Consider the following 21,175-nt stretch of genomic DNA (forward strand, 5'->3'; position numbering starts at 1 on the left):
AGTATTGAATTTCCCGTCTTACATTATAACAGTTTCTATTGATTTGTTCTGCGCTTATTACAACCAATTTTCAATTTTATCAATGAGCTGACGTGTGGATTGATAACTTACCGGCACCTCCGGGAGCGAGTCCAGGAAGTGTTTTCCATATTTGGCCTCCATAAGGCGCTGGTCACAGATGAAGATGATTCCTCTGTCGCTGTCACTTCGAATTAAACGACCGAATCCCTGCTTGAATCGAATAATGGCGTTTGGCAGAGATTTCTCCATAAAGGAGTTTCTCCCTTCTTTCTTGAAACGGTCTTTCCGAACCGCCTGCACAGGCTGATCAGGCGGTTGGAATGGCAGCTTGACCATCATGACGCAAGATAAATCATCACCGGGGATGTCCACCCCTTCCCAGAAAGAACTCGTACCGAGCAGAATCGATTGATCGAACGCCTGGAAGTTTTTCTTAAGCCTGTCACGACTCCCACTCGAAATACCCTGAGCAAAAATCATGAATTCTTCGGGATCAATAAATTCTTTAAGCAGCAGGTAGGTCTTCTTCAACATATCGTAGGAGGTGAAGAGGACAAGCATCCTGCCTTGGGTCACCTGCGCGATAGAATACACGGCTTCACTGATTGCTTCAATGAACGATTCAGGATCGTCTTTTACACTTGGGAAATCGTTCGGTACCATTACTTGAACTTGGTTGCGGTAATCGTAAGGAGAAGGAATCTGGACTTCCATGGTTTCCTTTAAATCCAATCCAAGGGAACGCCTCATATAGTCAAAGGAATGATCGGTGGCGAGCGTCGCACTCGTTAAAACGACACTCTCTTTTTTATGGAACAATTTCCTTTGGAGTAACCCGGCTACGTCAAATGGCTCACTGAAAAGATAGATGGAGTTTGCCGCACCTTCCCCTTCAATTTCAATCCATTTCACTTCGTCTTGGTCCAAGTCGAAATAATGAATCAGCTCTAAACGGACCGTCCTGCACAATTCCAGCTGGGTTTGTATCCGAGTAATGACCACGGGAATGCCATTATCTTCTTTCAAGGAAAGAAGAGTGGCAAGTTTCTCTTCCATAGCTGACATTTGAACGACCATTTTCTGAACGGCAGCAAGAAAACGATGGGACATTTCTTTCGCTGTTGTAATAAAAGACGGCAATGCCGAAGGCTGCAGCAGAAACTGCATTCTTCCTACATCGCTTCTTCCCTTATCGGAGCGCTTCTCTTTTTTTACATTCTGGTGTATATATTTGGACAGCTGACTCAATTCTTCTTTGGCCTCATCGACAGCGTACTGGCCTTTACGCAAGTGTTGAGAAAAGCCGGTCGGAAGCTTCCACGGGCGGTACATGCCCTTTTGGAATATCTCCCCGCATTGACTCAAATGACGCTGCAGTTCTTTGTAATCCATCCGAACTCCGAAATAACGGTTTGCCACCGACTCCAAGTGGTGGGCTTCATCGACGACAGCGCACGAATATTCCGGTAACACAGGGTCTTCCCTGACCATATCCATACAAAACAAAGCATGGTTCGTAATGATCAAATCCGCTTCCAAAGCCCTTTTCTGCGCCCATTGAAAGAAGGAATCATCTATGTAGCCCAATTGCACATTCTTCGATGACTGCTCAGCGGAAACTTTATGCCAAAACTGTCTTCCATTGGAAGGGAGTTGAATTTCATCTACATCACCAGTGCGCGTCCGTGTCAGCCATACGAGAATCATCCCTTTAGTAAGAGCAATATCATAGTTGTCCTGACTCGAATGCTCCAGTTCATAACGAAAATGAACGAGACTGATATAATGCCCTTTCCCTTTATAGAGAACGGCTTTCAGAGGCCTTGGAAACATCCGTTCAATTTTAGGGATTTCATCTTCAAGCAGCTGCTTTTGAAGGGAGGTCGTGTACGTTGTGATGACAACTCGTTTCTCTTCTTTTAAGGCATGAAAGGCAGAAGCAAGCAGATAAGCAACGGATTTTCCCGTCCCAGTCCCGGCTTCTATAATTGCGTGCCTCTTATTCTCCAGCGCACGATAAACGTGGTCGGTCATCTCCTTTTGACCAGCACGGTTTTCATAACCCTGAACGATGCTCTTCAATCCTTCATTCCCTTCGTAGACCTGGTTCTTCCAATTACGGAAATCCAGAAGGCGCGTTCCAGAAACATCGGTGCTCCGCTGCAGCTGTTTCCGGATGGGAATCCCGTGATGGATGTCGAATTCCCGACTAACAGTTCGTCCGTACCGCTTACCTTCCATATATTTTATTAAAAACGGCCGAAAATCACTTTTAAGCTTTGGTTCCACCTTTAAAAGGTGGTCGAGCGTCTTTTCAGGTAAACCCTCCATTTGCCCCAATAAATAGAGCAGTAAATCAGATGTTACCTGAGCATCGGATAGTGCTCTGTGAGGGCGGTCATGCCCTAATCCAAGACGTTCAGCCAGCTGACCCAATTTGAATGTCGGGGATGTGGGAAGCATAAGTCTGGCGAACTCCACCGTGTCGATGATCGGGTTATGTAGTGGCGGAAGTCCGCATCGTTTAAATTCGTCGTTAAGGAAGCCTAAATCGAACTCAATATTGTGCGCTACTATGTAGGCATGGTCAAAAAGAGGATGAATATCCTCTGCAATTTCTGAAAACAGCGGGGCTTCCAGGACATCCTCTTCCTTAATTCCTGTCAGGGAAGATACAAAAGGAGGGATCTCTCTTTCTGGATAAACAAGGGAGGAGAATTCCTCCAACGTTCTTCCCTCTTCCGTGACGACCACGACCCCTATCTCGATAATCCGGTCCCCTTTAGAAGCTGCGTTTCCTGTTGTTTCTAAATCTACGATTGCAAATGTAGTCATGTCATCCCCTACTTTCGTTCACAAAAAGCAAGGACCCTCACCTATCTTAATCGGCAAAGATCCCATGTTCTTCCTGGTATCTGTTCATAAAGGTATTGCCTGTAACGGTGGCTCTTCATCCACTACTTGTTGAATCTGGTTATCCGCATCCATTAACGCGATTTTCGGACGGAAGCTGCTTAGCTCCTCTTCCGAAAGCATCGCATAAGCTACGATAATTACAATATCATCTTTTTGAACAAGCCTTGCCGCCGCCCCGTTCAAACAAATCACACCCGATCCGCGCTCTCCAGCAATTACATAGGTTTCCAATCTGGCTCCATTGTTATTATTCACCACCTGGACCTTTTCATGTGGCAAGATCCCGACGGCATCCAACAAATCATGGTCAATCGTAATACTGCCGACGTAATTTAAGTTCGCTTCCGTTACGCGGGCCCGATGTATTTTGGCTTTCATCATCGTTCGAAGCATGCTCTGTTCCCCCTGGTTCCTGTCCTTATCCCCGGTCCGGTCGAAAAACAATATTATCGATCAAACGTGCCTGGTCATAAAAGACTGCCGCCGCAAGTATAACCTGTCTGTTAACAGCCTTAACCGGCTCCAGTTCCGGATAGGACAATAATTCAATATAATCTATCTTACCACGAGTTCGTTTCTCAAGAAACTCCTGGACTGCATTCAGCACAGGAGCACTTTCCACCTCGCCGTTCAATATCATTTCTTTGCCTTTCAGGAGGGCTTGATAGATAGCTGGGGCTTCCTGCCTTTCCACTTCCGAAAGATTAACATTTCTGCTGCTTTTCGCAAGCCCATCTTTCTCCCGCACCGTTGGAACTGGAACCAATTGTATCGGGAAGTTAAAATCATGGACGAGTGCATCCACCACTGCATACTGCTGGGCGTCCTTCATTCCAAAATATGCTTTTGTAGGCCTTGCAATATGAAACAGCTTTGTAAGGACGGTCACCACTCCGTCAAAGTGCCCGGGACGGGATTTTCCACATAAGACATCCGTCCGTTTTGTCACTTCCATTCGAATGGAAGGTGTTTCGGGATACATGGTTTCCGGGGTTGGCATAAATAACAGATCGACACCGGCTTCTGCAGCCAGAGCTGCATCGCGCTCTTCATTCCGAGGATAACCGGCAAGGTCTTCCGCTTCATTAAATTGAAGTGGGTTTACGAAAATGCTCAACAGGACGATATCGTTTTCTTCCCTTGCCTTCTGCAAAAGACGTAGGTGTCCTTCATGCAGATAACCCATCGTCGGAACGAACCCGATGGTCTTCCCTTTCTTAACAAAACCTTCCACCTTCGACTGCACGTCACTGATTCGATTCAAAACATCCATACTGCTTCTCCTTAATCTTCCGGTAAGTCCGAAACATCCATCGTATATGTATGTTTCTCTTCTGGAAACGTTTTTTCTTTCACTTCCGTCACATAGGAATGGAGCGCTTCTCCAAGAATCTGATTGCTGTCCATATAGGACTTCACAAATTTAGGAAGGCGTGTCACTCCGTACTGGAGCAGGTCATGATAGACAAGGACCTGACCGTCACAATCCACCCCTGCCCCGATACCGATTGTAGGTATGGAGAGTTTAGCCGTGATGAACGCTGCAAGCTGCCGCGGCACGCACTCCAGTACAAGAGCCATTGCACCTGCTGATTCAATCTCCAAAGCTTCCTCGAGTATACGGGAAGCATCCTGTGAATTTTTCCCTTGGACTTTGTAGCCGCCGAGAACGTTGACCGACTGAGGAGTAAGCCCAATGTGCCCGACTACGGGGATTCCTGCTCGGATGAGAAGTTTCATCGCTTCCGACACTTCCCCGCTGCCTTCAAGCTTCAGCGCCTGTGCGCCCGACTCTTGATATAACCGTTTGGCATTTCTCAACGTATCTTCCTTAGAAATGTGGTAAGACATAAACGGCATATCGATTACTTTGAATGTATCTTTTGCACCACGGGCTACGGCCCTTCCGTGGTGGATCATATCATCCATCGTTACTGGAATTGTAGAATCATAGCCAAGGACGGTCATCCCCAAGCTGTCTCCGATTAAGATCATATCGGAACCGGCATCTTCCGCCATCTTAGCGGAAGGGTAGTCATAGCTTGTAACCATGGCGATCTTCTCCTGACTTTTCTTCATCTGCAGAAAATGACTTTTTTTAAGCATGATAACCTCCCTTTCCCCAATGAATTTCAGCGGAATAAAGTTTTTCTTCTTTTCCTTCCTTGTCTCTGGCCAGCAGAGCTCCATCCGGTTCTATGCCGACAAGGACTGCCTCCCACGTCCGCTTCATCGTAGAAATGGTCACATCCTGCCCGATCCGGTATCCATAATGCTCCCACTCTTTTTTGACACGGTCGAACCCAAACTTCAGGAACTCTTCGTATGACTGTTCCAACAAGTGCAGAATATGCTGGATGGTGGTTTGAATGTCCCATTCCTCTCCTGCTTCCACTCGCAGTGATGTCGCTTTATGATGAAGTTCTTCCGGTATTTCTTCCCTACTTTGGTTGACGTTCATCCCCATCCCGAGAACGATATACTGGATTGTATCCTGTTCCGCCTGCATCTCGGTTAGTATACCGGACACCTTCTTATGATTAATCAGAAGATCGTTCGGCCATTTGATTTTCGGCTCAAGACCGGATCGTTCGGCGACCATCTTAGCCAACACGGTTGCTGCAAGCAAAGTCAGCTGTGGTGCCTGTACAGGTGGGAGATCGGGTCTTAGAAGGATACTCATCCATATCCCCTTCCCTTTCGGAGAATACCAATTTCTAGCCATCCGTCCTTTTCCTTTCACCTGCTCATCCGCGATCACAACCGTACCATGAGGTTTTCCTTGTTTAGCCATTTGATGTATGACGTCCTGCGTGGACTCCACTTGATCATAATGATGCAGTTCATGACCAAGCCATTTGGTATCAAGTCCCCATTGGAGGGTATTGCCGCTGATCTTATCCGGCGACGAAACAATTTTATATCCCTTTTTCTGCACCGCTTCAATTTCGTATCCGTCATTCTTCAATTCGTTCATATGCTTCCAAACAGCAGTCCTTGATATGGCCAGCTGCTCGGAAAGCTCCTGACCGGAAATGTAGCCCTCTTTTTGATCCAGCAGACGGATCAGTCGTTTACGGGTGGATTCCATGACACAGCCCACTCCTTTATCGCGTCGTATTCATTTTTCAATTTACCTGTAACAATCTCGTACTCCATCGCTTTCATCTTATCTGCAATCCACGGCCCTCTTTTTTTGTCCGGGAACATTGCAATTAGATCTTCCGCTTGAAAAGCTGCTTCCTTCAGCGTTTTAATTGGGAGTTCTTCATAAAGAGCATGGAGATCGGATAATACCTTTTGCTCCTGTGCCGTCCCCTCTGCCGCTGCCAGTCTACTGAAAGATGGAAACAACTCGAAAGGAAGACGGTACACGAGCCAGGGGCGGATGGCGTTCTGCTCCTGATAAGTGCAAAAAGCCTCCGTCAATTGGTCTGCTTCCCGGCGGATCCGGTTAGAGAGTTTCCACTGTTTGACGAATGTTGCCGGTGTGCATTCTGAAGACCTCAAACATAGAAATGCCGCCAATTCCCCCCAGCTGACAAGCCTGCCTGAAGGGATAATAGTAGAAAGTTCCATACCATGAAGGATTGGAAGCTCCTGCTTAAGGCTGGTACGCTCCAACAGCTGCAACGATTCTTTATAACCTTCTCCGGCGTACAGCTTTCTCATTTCTTCCGCAATTCGCTCAATGGATATGTGACGGAGCATCGATGCTTCTTTCTTCAATGCATCCTCTGTTTTCTTATCGAGCGTATACAAAAGCTGACTGTGAAAACGGGCAGCCCTCATCATCCGTAAAGGGTCCTCCCGAAAACGCTGGACAGGATCTCCAACAGCCTCAATCCGTTTAGCGTCTACAGCTTCTCTCCCGTTGAATGGATCTATAATTGTTCCATGCCGATCCATTGCCATAGCATTAATTGTGAAATCCCTGCGGGCAAGATCGTCGGAAATGGAGCGCACGAACGTCACTTCATCCGGATGCCGAAAATCGGAATAGGTTGCTTCTTTACGGTACGTTGTCACCTCATAAGATTCAGATCGGTAGCGGACGATGACCGTTCCGTGTTCGACGCCGACCGGTATCACTTTGTCGAAAATCTCCTGAATCCGTTCCGGTGGTTCTGATGATGCTATATCGATGTCCCCTACAGGACGACCACTCAAATAGTCCCTGACTGCGCCTCCAACGACATAGGCTTCTCCTCCAGCCGCTTCTATTTCAGCCAAAACCTCGAATGCCTCACGGAAAATAGAATTCCTACTCATCCTTCAACACCTGTTCATAGAGGTTTTCGTACTGTCTAAGTATCGTTTTCGTTGCAAACTTCTCTTGAGCCAGCCGCTTTGCTTCCTTTGACATGGATCGATGAAGCTCGCGGTCTTCCAGAATTCTGTTGGCGAAGTGCGCGATCTGCTCGATATTTCCAAGTTCCGTCACATAGCCGGCTTCACCATGGGTGATCACTTCCGGTATACCCCCGACGTTGGTACCGATGCAAGGTACCCCGCACGCCATCGCTTCCAAAAGAACAAGCCCGAAACTTTCTTTTTCTGACAGGAGCAATTTAAGGTCGGAAATGGAAAGCAGGTCACTGACGTTATCCTGTTTTCCAAGGAAAAGGACCTGTTCTTCCAATTCATACTCTCTGACGAGCTGGTGACAGTCGGAATACTCGGGACCGTCCCCTACAAGAAGGAGTTTAGCCGGACGTTCCGCTGCCACTTCAGCAAAGGTGTGTATGACATCCTGTACACGTTTGACTTTTCTAAAGTTTGAGATGTGAATGAGAACGGACTCATCTTCTTTAATCCCATACTGTTCTCTCAAGCCGAAATTGTCTTTTCTATGATATTCCCGTTCATCTACGAAGTTATAGATGACGTCGATATTACGGTCTGTCTGAATCATTTCTTTCGTTTGCTCCACAAGGCTGTGGGAGACGGCTGTTACTCGATCGGACGCTTCAATACCAAATTTAATCATCTGTTTTAAAGCGGAATCAATACCGAGTACCGTAATATCCGTTCCATGCAGCGTGGTAATAATCTTAACATCCCGTTGACACATTTGTTTGGCTAAAATAGCACAAATGGCATGCGGCATGGCATAATGAACGTGAAGGATATCCAATTCTTCCCTGTTTATAACATCGGCCATTTTGGCAGCCAGCGCTAAATCATAGGGTGGATGTTGAAAAACGGGATAATTACTGACCTCCACCTCGTGGTAGTAAATATTGGGATACACCCTGTTCAGCCGGAAGGGGACCTGAGATGCGACAAAATGGATTTCATGGCCTTCTTCTGCCAGAAGTTTACCTAACTCTGTCGCAATTACCCCCGAGCCACCAACCGTGGGATAACATGTGATTCCTATTTTAGCCATTACCTGCTCACTCCTGTTTTCTGTTGTGTTCTATGATGCTTTTCCACTCAAAGTCTTCATGGTCGAGCGCACGGATCATAATGTCTGCCCCTGCCCGGTTCGTTGCTACGGGAATTTGGTGAACATCACAAAGACGTAGAAGAGCGCTTATATCCGGTTCATGCGGCTGAGCTGTCAAAGGGTCGCGGAAAAACAAAACCATATGCATGTCTTCATCCGCAATTTTCGCACCGATCTGCTGGTCGCCACCAAGGGGTCCGGACTGGAAACGTGTAATTTCAAGTCCTGTTTCACTATGGATCTGCATCCCGGTCGTCCCTGTCGCATAAAGATCATGTTTCTTTAAAACCTCTTTGTATCGGTCCGCAAACTCTATAATATCTTTCTTTTTCTTGTCGTGAGCGATCAACGCGATTTTCATCTGTCCTTCTCCCTCTCTTCAGTCAAGTAAATGCTCTAAACCGTACACAAGCATATCCAGGTCCATTACCTTTTCGGAGGCAAGTTTAACACCACTCATGAAAGATTCCCGATGTATGGAATCATGCTTGACGGTAAGCGTCTCTCCAAGCCCTCCAAAAGTCACCTCCTGATGCGCCACAAGGCCCGGCAGGCGCATACTATGTATCCTCATACCTTCAACATCTGCTCCTCTGGCACCAGGCAGCGTTTCCTTTTCTTCCGGATGTCCCTGTTTGTGAGCCTCTCTCACTTCTTTAATGAGCTCCGCCGTTTTCAATGCCGTCCCTGAAGGTGCATCAAGTTTTTGATCATGGTGCTTTTCGATAATTTCCACATCAGGGAAATATTTGGCCGCCCATTTAGAGAACTGCATCATCAAAACTGCTCCAATGGCAAAGTTTGGAGCGATGACCGCACCAATTTTATTCTTTTCTGCAAGCGCCGTAAGTTCGCGGAGCTCCTCTTCCGTGAAGCCTGTTGTTCCTACAACCGGACGTACACCGTTCTCCAGCGCCAGCTTCGTGTGCTTATACCCGTTTTCAGGCGTTGTCAGATCCACAAGTACGTCCGCATCTGTTTCTGCGAGGCAGACGGCCGCATCGGTGTAAATAAGCGCTTCCGATTCAGTCAGTCCTTTAATCTCTTTTACCCGCATGCCGTCATTCTTACGATCGATACAGGCAGCAAGGATGAGCGATTCCTCTTTTTCAATCATTTGCAAAGCTTCTTTCCCCATCTTGCCACGCGGTCCTGCAACGATTACTTTGATTTCATTCATGTCCAGAACTCCCTTCTTTTCTTGTCCATCTATCTTTGTCTCTCGTCTCGATTTTACTCATGGATCGTTCAAACGCTTCTGACAAATCCATATCTAGAGAGTTGGCGAAGCAAGTCAATACGAAAAGTACATCTCCAAGCTCTTCTTCCAGTGCTTTATCCGCTTCCGTCTCTTTTTTTGGCTTTTCTCCGTACCTGTGGTTAATCTCCCTCGCCATCTCTCCGACCTCTTCCGTTAATCGTGCCTGAAGAGCAAGCGGCGAAAAATAGCCCTCTTTGAATTGCGATATGTAACGGTCCACACGTTCCTGAATATCATTCGTCGTGTAATTGCCCATGAAACCCCTCTTTTCTAGTATAAACTCTCTCTAAATGTTAGCCAATAGGACGGCTTTTGACAAATCATTTAGCTTTTCTACAAGACCATACACTATTGCCGGCTGTCGACACTATAACTATAATGGAAAATGGACAGATTTTATGGAGGTGGTCGTTTGAAAGTTTTCGGTTTGCGCTTGAAGAACATCCTGTTTATTTTGATCGGTTCCGCTGTTTTCTCATTTGGGCTGGTCCACTTTAATATTCAGAATCAGCTTGGAGAAGGTGGTTTCACAGGGATTACTCTGCTCCTTCTTTATCTGTTTAATTGGGACCCGGCCGTCATGAATATTGTGCTCAACATTCCAGTCCTTATCATTGGTTGGAAGAGCTTGGGGAGAGTCACGTTTTACTACTCTTTAATCGGTATCGTCGCTGTATCCGTCTTCATTAAAATTTCCCAATTGTATATGATCGATATCCCTTTATCGTCTGATATGACACTTGCGGCTTTATTTGCAGGGGTTTTCATAGGAATTGGGCTCGGAATCATCTTTCGATACGGGGGAACGACCGGAGGGGTGGATATCATTGCCCGCCTGATTAATAAATATTTCGGCTGGAGTATGGGACGGGCAATGTTCGCCTTCGACGCGGTCGTCATCCTTGTCTCGATCCTTACTTACCTGGACCATATCCGCGGCATGTACACTCTACTGGCCGTGTTCATAGGTGCCAGGGTCATTGATTTCATCCAGGAAGGTGCCTATGCTGCAAGAGGGACGACCATTATTTCCGAGAAAAGCGAGGAAATATCGAAACGTGTCATGGAAGAAATGGACAGAGGTGTAACGGTACTGGAAGGCCGGGGTTCATTCTCTGGCGCCAAGCGCGATGTCCTGTACTGCGTCATTGCCAAAAACGAAATCGTACGGTTGAAATCAATCATAGACCACATTGATCCGCACGCCTTCGTCGCAGTCAATCATGTACACGATGTCATGGGAGAAGGATTCACCTTGGATGAGAATAAAAATCCTATTGAATAAAAACACAAAAAACCCCCTCGGGATCCGAGGGGGTTCGTTTTATTCTTCGTTCATACCTACGAACATGAAGACGAATCGCAGCAATTCAGCGAGTGCGACCAGTGCAGCAGCGACGTAAGTCATCGCAGCAGCATTCAATACTTTCTTCGTCTTCCGTTCTTCATCATTACGGATAATGCCGGTGGAAACGAGTTGACTCATCGCTCTATTTGATGCGTCAAATTCGACCGGCAGCGTGACCAATTGGAACAACACGGCAGCTGCGAAGAAGATGATCCCCACAACAGCAAGCTGCATCATACCAAGAAGAAAACCACCGATAATTAAGAAGATGGAGATGTTGGAACCGAAACTCGCCACAGGTACAAGCGCGCTTCTGAAACGCAGGAACGCGTAATCCTGAGCGTCCTGGATGGCATGCCCTACTTCGTGAGCGGCAACAGCAGCGCCTGCAGCGGAACGTCCATGAAAATTATCTGTGGACAGACGGATAACTTTCGAACGTGGATCATAATGGTCTGTCAGCTGTCCACGTACTTCTTCGACAGCGACATTATACAAACCGTTGTCATCTAATATCTTTCGTGCGACTTCTGCTCCGGACATAGCGGATGATGTCGGTACTTTTGAGTATTTTTTGTACGTACTTTTAACTTTAGACTGGGCCCAGATCGGAATGATCAGAATCAGGGCGAAATAAATGAGAAAACTCATGGTTCACTCCTCCATCTTGGATGTATTAGCTTAGGTCAATTTTAGTCAAAATGTCGGACAAAATCAACTGTTTTGCCTTCTAAGGTTGTGTCTATTTTTTGAACGTGAGGGGTGTTTCCGAATGGCGACATAGGTTAAGGTGACAAGGATCGATCCGCCGACAACGCCAATCGCAAGCATGAACCCGTCTTCTTTGTGAGACTCTGCTTTTATATAGTTAAGCTCAGCCAACAGCTTCTCCCTTGCCGACATACTCCCACCTGTCATACTGCTCAAGCTGTTGGTAATGATGGAGACGGACTCCTGCCCCAGGATCTCTTCGTAATAAGGACGGTGCATTTCCCATTCATACGTAAGGACGGCTGCCGGAATATTCAGGTCTGAAGCACGATCTGCAAACGAATGAAGTTCTTCCATCATATCCATATCAGATCCGGACTTTTGGGAAGAGAGGGTTTCAAAAGCTTTAACGATCGTTTTCAGTTCCTCAGCGGACATCCTTTTGTTAACGCGATTCAGGACTGTGGACCAAACGAACTGTTCTTCCATAGATCTTGTCTCCATATAGTTTTCCATATCAGCGAAACGGTTATACAAGAGCTCTTCTGCAAGCTCCTCTTTCCCGTCGTAGACTAACCGTTCATACTGCTCCACAAAACCGTCTAAAGAAACAGAAAGATCCACCGTTTTCTCTCCATGAACAGCTACCGGAAATAAAAAGATAAGGGAAGCGATTAATATTATGCTCCATGCCCGTCCCATCCAGCTCTCCCCTCCCACTGAAGTCTTAATTAAAACGTATGTGAGAGAAGAGCTTTTTAGACCGTTGGTTTATGCCTTTGCGTCAGTATGTATGCGAGTGTTATGCACAAAATGCTCAGCCAAAACGTAAAATAGCCAATTTCATTCATATGTTCGACAATTGCCGGATAAATCGGCATTTGTTCAAAAACATAATCAATGACGTCATTATGGAGTGTCCACACGGCGGCGAAAGCCAGGTGTCTGAGCTGAATTGCGTAATACGGGGCATACAGAACTCCCTGAACAGCCATAGCGCTGTGAGAAATGATCAACATATATCCCGTCCACGGCAGGGAACCATATTCCATCATCGTCAGTATATTCATGATGACAGCCCAGACGCCGTACTTCATTAAGGTAATAAGCGCGAGGGCCTCTATATACGGGACGTTTCGCCCGAAAAGATAAAACCCAAGAAAAATGGTAAAGAACATACTTGCTGTAGGACTGTCAGGAACGAAAAGCAGGAACTTAGGTTCCGTGATGGACAACTGTGGTTCGTACCAAATAAATCCATAAATCGTTCCGAATAAATTAACTACAAATAAAAGGATAAGAAAAGAACGACTCGTTAATACATAGGAAATAAGACTTCTCATGTTCGTGGTGCCTCCTTACATAGATGAAGCCGCGCTTATATAAGCGCGGCGAAAAGATCGGTTCTTTAGTTATGATTCTTCCTCTGCAGCCTCTTCAGAATCAGCGGATCCTTCTTCTTCAGAAGCGTCATCCGCACCTTCCTCCGACTCCGCTGCATCTTCTTCAGCAGATCCTTCTTCCTCCGATCCGCCGCCTTCACCGGAACCGGCAGAAACGACAAACTCAGCGAGCTGCTGCAGTTCTTCATCCGTGCCGCCGAAAATACCAGCAGGCATTTCGCCTTTACCGTTAACGGCGATGTCTTTCACCTGATCCACCGTCAGCTCCGCATCAATGAGGGAAGGGTAGTTCCCCTGCCCTTGAAGCGCGTCTCCGTGACAGCTCAGGCAGTTCGCTTCGTACACGGCATAGCCCGGATCTGCTTTGTCAATCGTTGACTCGACTGCTTCTATATTAACACCATATTTCTCCGCACGCATCTCGTAATCGGCATGCGTAACAGATTCATATGTCAGCCAGAACGTAGCAATGAATCCGATGAGCATCAGCCCGACAGCGATCGGGCGTTTATGTGGACGACGTTCAGGTCCGCGGTCAAGAAATGGCGCGAGGAGCAGTGCTCCGAAAGCAAGACCGGGTATGACGATTGCTCCAATCACAATATAATCTCCGCCTGCGTACTGATACTTCAAGAATTGGTATAAAAACAGGAAATACCAGTCAGGCAGAGGAATATAACCAGCGTTGTTCGGGTCTGCCTGCTGCTCGAGCGGTGACGGGTGAGCAGCCGTCAATATCAAAAAGCCGATAAGGAAGACGGATCCGACGAGCCATTCCTTTAAAAGGAAGTTCGGCCAGAAAGCTTCCGTACGACCGGGATACTCGGAATAATCTTTAGGCAGGTTGGCTTTCTTCTCGGCAGTGACACGTGAATCACCGACAAACTTCATCCCTTTTCCCCTATGCACAGCTATCCCTCCTTTTTAATAAAAAACGTTTATAGTGGCCCTGAAATACCTTGTTTCCGGATTAAAATGAAGTGGAAGGCCATTAATCCGAATAAAGCTGCAGGAAGGAAGAATACGTGAATCGCGAAGAATCGTGTAAGCGTTTGGGCACCGACGATGTCCGGATCTCCCGCTAGCAGTGTGCGGATTTGATCTCCGATGAATGGTGTTGCTGCAGCGATTTCCAATCCAACCTGTGTTGCGAAGTACGCTTTGTTATCCCATGGAAGCAGATATCCGGTAAAGCCGAGGCCAAGCATGACGAAGAACAAGAGTACACCAATTACCCAGTTCAACTCACGCGGTTTTTTGTATGCTCCTTGGAAGAAAACCCGCAGCGTATGTAAAAACAGCATGACGATGACAAGGCTCGCACCCCAGTGGTGCATACCGCGGACAATCTGCCCGTATGCAACTTCACGCTGAAGATAGTATACGGATTTCCAGGCATTCTCGATATCGGGAACATAATACATCGTCAGGAACATTCCAGATAAAATTTGAATGACGGTAATGAAGAATGTCAGACCGCCGAAACAATAAACAAAAGCTGAAAAGTGATGGGCCGGGTTAACGTGTTCGGGTACTTCATGGTCGGCAATGTCTCTCCACAACGGGGTTACATCAACACGCTCGTCCACCCAATCATAAATTTTCTGCAGCATGATTATGAACCCCCTCTGTCTTTTGCTTCGCCCAAGTAGAGCATGCCCTCTTCCACTTTGTGTTCAAACATTGGGAGTGGAGCAGTTGGTGGTGTGCCGGGCACATTGACGCCATCCTTTGTATATCGTCCACCGTGGCACGGACAATAAAATTCTTTCGGATATTGTTCGTTGGAAGCCCAATCCACCGTACAGCCAAGGTGCGTACAAATTGGAGAAAGCGCTATTATTTCATCGTTTCCGTCTCTGTACACCCATGCGGTTTTTTGTACTTCTGATTCATACCAGGCGTCCACTTGGTCAATAGACCATTCGAAACGCTGCGGTTCATTCGTGATATCATCGACGGAAGCAACGGAGATGAAGTCGCCGCTTTCTTTCGTCTTCAGCACAGGATCGATGGCGAACCGCACCATCGGTGCCAGCATTCCTGCCGCCATGAAACCGCCTACACCTGTCAATGTATAGTTGAGAAACTGACGACGGGATACCCGTTTCTTATCACTCATTCCTTTCCCCCCTCTTTTCATCCATGCAACATGGATTTTCCACACCGTTTTACTGACATTTCCAATGATAGCGCAATCTTATAGCCCGGTCAATAAAATATCCAGTCTAGTCAAACTTTTCATAATTGCCAGTCATATTGGATTAATTCATTGATCTGACGGGCTTGTTCCCTAACAAAGGACTGCGTTTCTTTCGATTGGATGTCGCCCTCTTTCATTCCAGGAATCCAGAGCAGCTTTCCATTAAGCTTCGCCTCATATTTTCTCCATTTACTATCAAATGTAAACAGGAAAACATGTTGGAATGGCTGTGTATTAAAATGACTTATCCATTGATTCAGGCGCTCCCACTCGGTTTCATGGGTATTGCTTAAGTAATGATAGTCGGGAGCAAGAAAGATCCGCCCGTGGTATTCTTTCTCTATGAAGTTTGTAAACAGTTGGGTAAGCTCCCTGCGAAAAGCCTGCTCCGTCATCGATCCGTCCGAAGACGGGTCAAATGGAATCAATGGAATAAGGACGGTGTCGATGTACTGCTTTTCCGGTAAGTATTGAGTAGTATCTGCTTTTGTCCAGCGCATCATTCATTCCCTTTCCTAATACTATGTATCTTTTCCTCTATTTTACTATACATCCTGGAAAGCGCAAGCGCATTCATTTTTCAGAATCATATGGAAGTTCCGATCCAAGCAAAAAAAGAGGGGCAGCCGGTGCAGCTCCCCCTCTTTCCTTCATATAAATGTATTTAAATCCTGCTTCACCTGTTCCAGTTTTACACACAATTCCTGAAAGGTTTCTCTCTCCCCTGCGATCAACGCCTGGTCAATGCGATGCTCAATACTTTTTCTGCGGTAGTTGAGCAGGCTCAAGGACAGCAGCTGTTCCGCTTCGTTCTTATCACGGTCGTTTAAATAGTAATCTTTCGGAAGGTACGGATTCTCTTCTAGAACCAGCGCATACTTAGAGCATTGCTGAGCATTCTCGAAATTCATTTGAATGTAGACAGGCTCTCCCTGATTCATCCTGAGGTCATGAAAAGATTTCTCGGCATCGTTCGTCATCACCTGACCTTTATAAAAACGGAAAGGCGGGTCCGACACACCTTGAGCACTGATCTCCATCCCACGGGGGCAAAACTTCACTTCCTGGACGAAATGGACACTGGATAAAAGAGACTCATGGTTCATCAAATAATTCAGAATCCAGACGCTTTCTCTCTTTTTCAATTGAAAGTGGTTCAAAAACCAGCGGACAAAATCTTTTTTCTCATCCACAGAAATCGGTGTTTGCATAGGCGCCCCTCCTGCGCTTTATTAATCCATCTTGTTATCGTTCCTTTAACCGCTCCACGAAATCTTCCATCTCTGTATCAGCAGGATCGTGCTTGAGGTATTCTTCCAATACGTTCTTTCCTTCTTCCATTTTCCCGTCTTCCACAAGAAAGTATCCATAAGCCTTCAAAAAGTCCGTGTCTTCTTTAAGGGAAGGATAGGCTTGGTTGTATTGTTCATAGGCATCTTCAAACCGTTCTTCCTCTTCATATGCTTGTGCCAATTCCCATAGATAGTTCGGGTCTTCTTCTCCGAGCGCAATCAATTCATTGATTAAATCAATAATATTTTCATAATCACCGTCGGCTTTATAGTTCTCGATTAAGAATAAAACCGCTTCTTTATATCCTGGGTCGAGAGCGACGGCCTCTCTCACCCATTTATAGCCCTCTTCCTTATTTCCCTGACGATGGGACAATGTGCCTGCCAAGTGGTAGAGTTCCTTGTTGAATTCATCCTTAGCCAGACCTTTTTTAGCCATTTCCAGTGCCTCAGCAGGCATTCCTTCTGCTTCGTAGGCTTGGGCGAGCAGCGGATAGACCGACTGGAAATAAGCGTCTTTTTCAATCAATTCTTCCCAGACGTGGATCGCAATGTCGTTTCGGTTCGCCTGAAAGGCTACAAACCCGTAGCGGAACATTACATCAGGGTTGTCTTCTTCCACCTGTTGGAAAAATTCCAGAGACTGTTCAAATTCACCGTTCGCTGCATAGGCTTCTGCCAATCTTGTGGCGACTTCAATGTCCCCTATGACAGGCTGATGATGCATGGCATTTTCGTAATAGGGGATACACTTGGAGTATTCACCGTTTGAAAAGGCCAATTCACCAAGAGCAAAATCAATGATTGCCGAGTTGGGTTCCACTTGTTTGGCAGCCAGAAGCTTCTGCTCGGCTACTTCAAATAGTCCCTGCGCCTGATAAAGATCCGCCAGCTGTACTAACGCTTGTAAATAGTCTTCATCCTCCGGGCCGAATTGATTCAGAATTTCTATTGCCTCATCGTCTTCCTCGAGGTCGATATGGATCTCCGCCATCATCACTTTCAGTTCTAGTTCTTTCGGATAGCGCTGAATGAGTTCATGAAGGACCAGTTTGGCCTCTTCAAGCATTCCCCACTGCATGTAAAGCTCTGCAATGGTGAAGCGTTCCTCCTCATCCGCTTCCGGCAGGTAGTTGGTCAGTGTCTTTATCGCGTCTTCCGTCTTATGCGCTTCCATTTGACGGATTGCTTTTTGTATTTCCTCCATGATGACATCCTTTCCATCTCAAACAAAATGCTTGTGAATCTTCACTTTTATATGGGTACCGGGCGTGTGGGGTACAATGTTCTGCTGCACCTGCACCACACTTCCGTTCATAACTGTAACATCCGGAACAGAATCATGATATCGGAAATCATCGTCATCATCAAACGTTTGGACTGATTTCCTATAATAAAGATTGTAATCTGCGCTTGCTCCGGACAATAGATCCCCCCTGAGCGGGTAAATACCGCTGTCTCTAAGGTTTTGTACGGAAACTTCTTCTCCATCCGGGATATCTGTTAATTTAATCATACCATATTGTCTTGTAAGTGAAGACCACAATTCCTCATAGAAATTCGACGCATCTCGGCCTTCTTCGACCATTAATGATAGCGGCATCCGTCTGTAACTCTGCGCTTGCACAATCCATTCCCAACACACGTCAAGCAACTCTTCTCTCGACTTGATTCTGATACATAAAAAGGGGCTGCCTTTTCTAGAGAAAAAGCGGATGACCTCTGGACGCAAAAGCTTTACCGGAACGACCGGGAGCACCATGAAATTTACAGGAAGCTTCCTTAGTTTCTTTAAAAACTGTTCATATTGTACTTTGTAGTGACGTAAGCTAGTCACTAGGTGCTGTGTGAGTAAAAGCGTGCAGCCTCTTTTTATGTAAGATTCTGCGGTGGCATAAGGACTGCTGGACGTCTCGATTCGTTCTTTTCTGTCGATCCGTACACGGCCGGGGGTGATAAGAAAGTCCTTTACATCCAATTGTCGATAAGATAGGGGACCTGTACGGTTCTTTGTGAAATTCGCTTGATTCACTGCCCACTCCTCTTGTTCAGGCGGACCTTTCGCCCTTTTTACGTATCCGCTAAACCAATAAGCTCCCATACGATTCAAACCTCCAACTAGGCTTTTTATATCGTATGAGAGCTATATCAAAACTATGAAGTTAATTTACTTAAGCGACTGATTTAAATGGTCAAAGAAATTCGGGTATGATATATTGATGCAGTCTTTATCCTGAATAGTGACCGCCTGTTCACTTACAAGAGATGCGACAGCCCCCATCATTCCAATTCTGTGGTCCCCGTAAGAATGAATCACTCCCCCGGATAATTTCCCTTTTCCATGGATGATCAATCCGTCTTCCGTCGTCTCAACATCAGCCCCCAGAGTATTCAACGTATCAGCAACGGCTGATATTCTGTCCGTCTCCTTAAAGCGAAGCTCTTCTGCATCCTTAATGATGGTTGTACCCTCCGCCTGTGTAGCCGCGAGTGCAATAATCGGAATCTCGTCAATAACATTAGGGATAAGCTGTCCACCGAGTTCTATACCCTTCAGCGAACCTCCTTTGATGTAGACATCACCAACAGGCTCTTTACCGATATGCGTGTGGACATCCGCCCGAATGTCCGCCCCCATTTGCTGCATGGTTTGAACAATGCCGTTTCTAGTATTGTTTAAGCCTACATTCTTTATGACGAGATCACTGCCGGGCAGAAGGGCAGCTGCTACAATGAAGAATGCAGCAGAAGAGATGTCCCCGGGCACCTTAACATCAGCAGCTGTTGGCTGCTGGTTTCCAGTAATGCTGATTGTACGGCCATCCACCTCTACATCGACACCAAACTCCGGAAGCAGCATTTCCGTATGATTCCTTGTTTCGCCAATTTCCGTCACCGTAGTCTTCCCATCTGCAAGCATGCCGGCAAGCAGGAGGGCGGATTTAACCTGTGCACTCTTAACGGTGAGCTTATGATCATATCCTTGCAGGGACGTTCCATCAAAAGCAAGTGGGAGAAGGCCTCCCTTATTCCTTCCGCTGATCCTGGCTCCCATTTTGCGCAGAGGAACAGCGACACGATCCATCGGACGTTTGGAAAGAGACTCATCTCCAAACGCCGTCGTGAAGAACGAAAGTCCTGCAAGAACGCCGCTCATCAATCTTGCAGTTGTGCCGGAATTGCCAAAGTTGATCGGAACGACCGGCTCCTGCAACGCTGCGATTCCTTTTCCATGGATCGTCAAAGAATCATCGTCCTGCTCAATCTCTACTCCCATATCACGAAATGCCTGCACCGTGCGCAGACAGTCCTCCCCTGTCAGGAAATTAGTGATTTTCGATGTGCCCTCGGCGAGCGAAGCAAATATAACAGAACGGTGGGAAATGGACTTATCGCCGGGGACATTTAATTCTCCGATAATTTTCTTATCCGTCGGTTGTAATTGGATGTCAGACATTGATTTCCTCCTTCACTGCTGAATCATGACTTCATACTGCTTATCTAATATTTCTTTACTTTCAAGCTGCTCCCGGCTTGTAGCGAAACTTATCCGCAAAACACCGGTGATACCTTCTCTAATTTCAAGAATTTGAATGTTCTTGATGCTGATCGCATGCTGGGCAAGCAGACCGATCACATGATAGATAGCTCCAGGCCGGTCATGGATATCGACATAGATATCGTAAAAGGACGGAATTGCTCCTTTTTCACGCACAGGCAGACCATCCCGAAACTGCTTAGCATCAAATAGATAGCGGTATGTTTCTTCTTTCTCTTCGTCTGCTAAGTAGTTCCGAACCTTTTTCATCTCCTGAATCCAATCGTCAAGCATCGCGAGCAGCAGGGTTCGGTTTTGAAAGAAAATATCCTGCCAAAGCTTCGGGTTGCTGGAAGCGATCCGCGTAATGTCTTTGAAGCCCCCAGCAGCCAGCTGCTCAAGAAATGGGTGTTTCTCCTGCCAATTTCTCGCCTGATGTACGAGCGAAGAAGCGATCAGGTGGGGAAAATGAGAAATGACTGCGGTCATTTCATCATGTTCCTCTGTTGAAAATGTTAAAAAGCGCGCCTGTGTCTCAGAGAATAAATCGATTAAACGCTCCGCTTCTTCCTCCGTAGCGTGAACGGAAGGCGTAAGGACGTATATCGCATTTTCAAATAAGTGCGGTTTAGCGGCTGTGTACCCCTGCTTGTGGGAGCCCGCCATCGGATGCCCTCCAACAAAAGAGAGGAGCGGATGGTTCAGCTCATTTGCCGCTGCCAGCACTTGATTCTTTACGGAAGAGACGTCTGTCACTAACAGCCTTTTTTTCAGTTGTATATCATTCAATTGTTGAAGGTAATTTATTGTCACGGAAATAGGGGTCGCGAGCACACATACATCCGCCTCTATGGCTGCTTTCTTAAAATCGGAAGAAGCTTGATGGATGACCCCTTGTTTCAGAGCCATATTTAAGGTGGCTTCATCCCCGTCCACTCCTATTAAGAAGACATCCTCTTTCTTCGAAATATTCATGGCGAGGGATCCACCGATCAGGCCCAGGCCGACAATCAGTACTTTCTGTTTCATA

23 protein-coding genes are annotated in these 21,175 nt (G+C 46.5%); 1 reads left to right on the plus strand and 22 read right to left on the minus strand.

Annotated features, from left to right (window positions below; genetic code table 11):
- Positions 1-57: 57 nt before the first annotated feature.
- The 10 genes from dinG to AXG56_RS05420 all read right to left on the minus strand — a co-directional run bounded on the left by dinG (position 58) and on the right by AXG56_RS05420 (position 9,906).
- The gene (gene dinG / locus AXG56_RS05375) at positions 58-2,856 is read right to left on the minus strand and encodes an ATP-dependent DNA helicase DinG (protein ID WP_062513504.1); all 2,799 of its coding nucleotides are present in this window, start codon (positions 2,854-2,856) and stop codon (positions 58-60) included.
- A gap of 84 nt (positions 2,857-2,940) precedes the next feature.
- Entirely contained in the window at positions 2,941-3,330 is a 390-nt protein-coding gene (gene panD / locus AXG56_RS05380) for an aspartate 1-decarboxylase (protein ID WP_026577365.1), read from the minus strand.
- Between the two features lie 25 nt (positions 3,331-3,355).
- Positions 3,356-4,210, minus strand: a complete 855-nt coding sequence (gene panC / locus AXG56_RS05385) for a pantoate--beta-alanine ligase (protein WP_008638516.1) — start codon at positions 4,208-4,210, stop codon at positions 3,356-3,358.
- 11 nt (positions 4,211-4,221) lie between these two features.
- Positions 4,222-5,043, minus strand: coding sequence for a 3-methyl-2-oxobutanoate hydroxymethyltransferase (gene panB, locus AXG56_RS05390; protein ID WP_026577364.1), 822 nt, complete (start codon positions 5,041-5,043; stop codon positions 4,222-4,224).
- Positions 5,036-6,028 (minus strand): biotin--[acetyl-CoA-carboxylase] ligase, encoded by a 993-nt coding sequence (locus AXG56_RS05395; RefSeq protein ID WP_035387990.1) that lies wholly within the window; start codon positions 6,026-6,028, stop codon positions 5,036-5,038. The genes panB and AXG56_RS05395 overlap by 8 nt, the downstream gene beginning before the upstream one ends.
- The gene (locus tag AXG56_RS05400; protein WP_026577362.1) at positions 6,004-7,209 is read right to left on the minus strand and encodes a CCA tRNA nucleotidyltransferase; all 1,206 of its coding nucleotides are present in this window, start codon (positions 7,207-7,209) and stop codon (positions 6,004-6,006) included. The genes AXG56_RS05395 and AXG56_RS05400 overlap by 25 nt, the downstream gene beginning before the upstream one ends.
- Positions 7,202-8,329 carry an N-acetyl-alpha-D-glucosaminyl L-malate synthase BshA gene (bshA, locus tag AXG56_RS05405; RefSeq protein ID WP_008638524.1) on the minus strand — a complete coding sequence of 376 codons (1,128 nt, stop codon included), beginning with the start codon at positions 8,327-8,329 and terminating at the stop codon, positions 7,202-7,204. The genes AXG56_RS05400 and bshA overlap by 8 nt, the downstream gene beginning before the upstream one ends.
- 7 nt (positions 8,330-8,336) lie before the next feature.
- Positions 8,337-8,750 (minus strand): methylglyoxal synthase, encoded by a 414-nt coding sequence (gene mgsA, locus AXG56_RS05410; RefSeq protein WP_008638525.1) that lies wholly within the window; start codon positions 8,748-8,750, stop codon positions 8,337-8,339.
- A gap of 18 nt (positions 8,751-8,768) precedes the next feature.
- Positions 8,769-9,569: a 4-hydroxy-tetrahydrodipicolinate reductase gene (gene dapB, locus AXG56_RS05415; protein WP_008638526.1), complete on the minus strand. Its 801-nt coding sequence runs from the start codon at positions 9,567-9,569 to the stop codon at positions 8,769-8,771.
- Positions 9,562-9,906 (minus strand): nucleotide pyrophosphohydrolase, encoded by a 345-nt coding sequence (locus AXG56_RS05420; RefSeq protein ID WP_008638527.1) that lies wholly within the window; start codon positions 9,904-9,906, stop codon positions 9,562-9,564. The genes dapB and AXG56_RS05420 overlap by 8 nt, the downstream gene beginning before the upstream one ends.
- A gap of 129 nt (positions 9,907-10,035) precedes the next feature.
- Here AXG56_RS05420 and AXG56_RS05425 point away from each other — a divergent pair, with 129 nt between their 5' ends.
- Positions 10,036-10,935 (plus strand): YitT family protein, encoded by a 900-nt coding sequence (locus AXG56_RS05425; RefSeq protein WP_035387989.1) that lies wholly within the window; start codon positions 10,036-10,038, stop codon positions 10,933-10,935.
- A gap of 39 nt (positions 10,936-10,974) precedes the next feature.
- Here the strand turns inward: AXG56_RS05425 and AXG56_RS05430 are convergent, their stop codons facing one another.
- From AXG56_RS05430 to AXG56_RS05485, 12 genes are all read right to left on the minus strand, one after another.
- Complete coding sequence (locus AXG56_RS05430) at positions 10,975-11,649, minus strand: zinc metallopeptidase (protein WP_008638529.1); 675 nt, start codon at positions 11,647-11,649, stop codon at positions 10,975-10,977.
- Positions 11,650-11,712: 63 nt separating this feature from the next.
- Complete coding sequence (locus tag AXG56_RS05435) at positions 11,713-12,411, minus strand: hypothetical protein (RefSeq protein ID WP_062513506.1); 699 nt, start codon at positions 12,409-12,411, stop codon at positions 11,713-11,715.
- 56 nt (positions 12,412-12,467) lie between these two features.
- On the minus strand, positions 12,468-13,052 hold the full coding sequence (locus AXG56_RS05440) for a DUF1405 domain-containing protein (protein WP_008638531.1): 585 nt from the start codon (positions 13,050-13,052) through the stop codon (positions 12,468-12,470).
- 69 nt (positions 13,053-13,121) lie between these two features.
- Positions 13,122-14,021 carry a menaquinol-cytochrome c reductase cytochrome b/c subunit gene (locus tag AXG56_RS05445; protein ID WP_062513507.1) on the minus strand — a complete coding sequence of 300 codons (900 nt, stop codon included), beginning with the start codon at positions 14,019-14,021 and terminating at the stop codon, positions 13,122-13,124.
- A 29-nt stretch (positions 14,022-14,050) separates the two neighbouring features.
- Positions 14,051-14,725, minus strand: coding sequence for a menaquinol-cytochrome c reductase cytochrome b subunit (gene qcrB, locus AXG56_RS05450; RefSeq protein ID WP_008638535.1), 675 nt, complete (start codon positions 14,723-14,725; stop codon positions 14,051-14,053).
- 2 nt (positions 14,726-14,727) lie between these two features.
- Complete coding sequence (locus tag AXG56_RS05455) at positions 14,728-15,234, minus strand: ubiquinol-cytochrome c reductase iron-sulfur subunit (RefSeq protein ID WP_008638537.1); 507 nt, start codon at positions 15,232-15,234, stop codon at positions 14,728-14,730.
- Between the two features lie 119 nt (positions 15,235-15,353).
- Positions 15,354-15,818 (minus strand): DUF2487 family protein, encoded by a 465-nt coding sequence (locus AXG56_RS05460; RefSeq protein WP_082794442.1) that lies wholly within the window; start codon positions 15,816-15,818, stop codon positions 15,354-15,356.
- Between the two features lie 147 nt (positions 15,819-15,965).
- Positions 15,966-16,526 carry a ReoY family proteolytic degradation factor gene (locus AXG56_RS05465; protein WP_008638541.1) on the minus strand — a complete coding sequence of 187 codons (561 nt, stop codon included), beginning with the start codon at positions 16,524-16,526 and terminating at the stop codon, positions 15,966-15,968.
- Between the two features lie 34 nt (positions 16,527-16,560).
- Complete coding sequence (locus tag AXG56_RS05470; RefSeq protein ID WP_062513509.1) at positions 16,561-17,814, minus strand: lipopolysaccharide assembly protein LapB; 1,254 nt, start codon at positions 17,812-17,814, stop codon at positions 16,561-16,563.
- Positions 17,815-17,832: 18 nt separating this feature from the next.
- Positions 17,833-18,639 (minus strand): hypothetical protein, encoded by an 807-nt coding sequence (locus tag AXG56_RS05475; RefSeq protein WP_235601465.1) that lies wholly within the window; start codon positions 18,637-18,639, stop codon positions 17,833-17,835.
- A 135-nt stretch (positions 18,640-18,774) separates the two neighbouring features.
- The gene (gene aroA / locus AXG56_RS05480; protein ID WP_026577356.1) at positions 18,775-20,064 is read right to left on the minus strand and encodes a 3-phosphoshikimate 1-carboxyvinyltransferase; all 1,290 of its coding nucleotides are present in this window, start codon (positions 20,062-20,064) and stop codon (positions 18,775-18,777) included.
- 12 nt (positions 20,065-20,076) lie between these two features.
- Positions 20,077-21,174 (minus strand): prephenate dehydrogenase, encoded by a 1,098-nt coding sequence (locus tag AXG56_RS05485; RefSeq protein ID WP_062513512.1) that lies wholly within the window; start codon positions 21,172-21,174, stop codon positions 20,077-20,079.
- Position 21,175 lies beyond the last annotated feature (1 nt).

The sequence above is a fragment of the Halobacillus sp. KGW1 genome (assembly GCF_001592845.1).
Lineage (GTDB): Bacteria > Bacillota > Bacilli > Bacillales > Halobacillaceae > Halobacillus.

Excerpts from the sequence above, each read along its gene's own strand:
- dinG (WP_062513504.1), bottom strand. The coding sequence starts at position 2,856 with ATGACTACATTTGCAATCGTAGATTTAGAAACAACAGGAAACGCAGCT.
- panD (WP_026577365.1), bottom strand. The coding sequence starts at position 3,330 with ATGCTTCGAACGATGATGAAAGCCAAAATACATCGGGCCCGCGTAACG.
- panC (WP_008638516.1), bottom strand. The coding sequence starts at position 4,210 with ATGGATGTTTTGAATCGAATCAGTGACGTGCAGTCGAAGGTGGAAGGT.
- panB (WP_026577364.1), bottom strand. The coding sequence starts at position 5,043 with ATGCTTAAAAAAAGTCATTTTCTGCAGATGAAGAAAAGTCAGGAGAAG.
- AXG56_RS05395 (WP_035387990.1), bottom strand. The coding sequence starts at position 6,028 with ATGGAATCCACCCGTAAACGACTGATCCGTCTGCTGGATCAAAAAGAG.
- AXG56_RS05400 (WP_026577362.1), bottom strand. The coding sequence starts at position 7,209 with ATGAGTAGGAATTCTATTTTCCGTGAGGCATTCGAGGTTTTGGCTGAA.
- bshA (WP_008638524.1), bottom strand. The coding sequence starts at position 8,329 with ATGGCTAAAATAGGAATCACATGTTATCCCACGGTTGGTGGCTCGGGG.
- mgsA (WP_008638525.1), bottom strand. The coding sequence starts at position 8,750 with ATGAAAATCGCGTTGATCGCTCACGACAAGAAAAAGAAAGATATTATA.
- dapB (WP_008638526.1), bottom strand. The coding sequence starts at position 9,569 with ATGAATGAAATCAAAGTAATCGTTGCAGGACCGCGTGGCAAGATGGGG.
- AXG56_RS05420 (WP_008638527.1), bottom strand. The coding sequence starts at position 9,906 with ATGGGCAATTACACGACGAATGATATTCAGGAACGTGTGGACCGTTAC.
- AXG56_RS05425 (WP_035387989.1), top strand. The coding sequence starts at position 10,036 with ATGGACAGATTTTATGGAGGTGGTCGTTTGAAAGTTTTCGGTTTGCGC.
- AXG56_RS05430 (WP_008638529.1), bottom strand. The coding sequence starts at position 11,649 with ATGAGTTTTCTCATTTATTTCGCCCTGATTCTGATCATTCCGATCTGG.
- AXG56_RS05435 (WP_062513506.1), bottom strand. The coding sequence starts at position 12,411 with ATGGGACGGGCATGGAGCATAATATTAATCGCTTCCCTTATCTTTTTA.
- AXG56_RS05440 (WP_008638531.1), bottom strand. The coding sequence starts at position 13,052 with ATGAGAAGTCTTATTTCCTATGTATTAACGAGTCGTTCTTTTCTTATC.
- qcrB (WP_008638535.1), bottom strand. The coding sequence starts at position 14,725 with ATGCTGCAGAAAATTTATGATTGGGTGGACGAGCGTGTTGATGTAACC.
- AXG56_RS05455 (WP_008638537.1), bottom strand. The coding sequence starts at position 15,234 with ATGAGTGATAAGAAACGGGTATCCCGTCGTCAGTTTCTCAACTATACA.
- AXG56_RS05460 (WP_082794442.1), bottom strand. The coding sequence starts at position 15,818 with ATGATGCGCTGGACAAAAGCAGATACTACTCAATACTTACCGGAAAAG.
- AXG56_RS05465 (WP_008638541.1), bottom strand. The coding sequence starts at position 16,526 with ATGCAAACACCGATTTCTGTGGATGAGAAAAAAGATTTTGTCCGCTGG.
- AXG56_RS05470 (WP_062513509.1), bottom strand. The coding sequence starts at position 17,814 with ATGGAGGAAATACAAAAAGCAATCCGTCAAATGGAAGCGCATAAGACG.
- aroA (WP_026577356.1), bottom strand. The coding sequence starts at position 20,064 with ATGTCTGACATCCAATTACAACCGACGGATAAGAAAATTATCGGAGAA.
- AXG56_RS05485 (WP_062513512.1), bottom strand. The coding sequence starts at position 21,174 with ATGAAACAGAAAGTACTGATTGTCGGCCTGGGCCTGATCGGTGGATCC.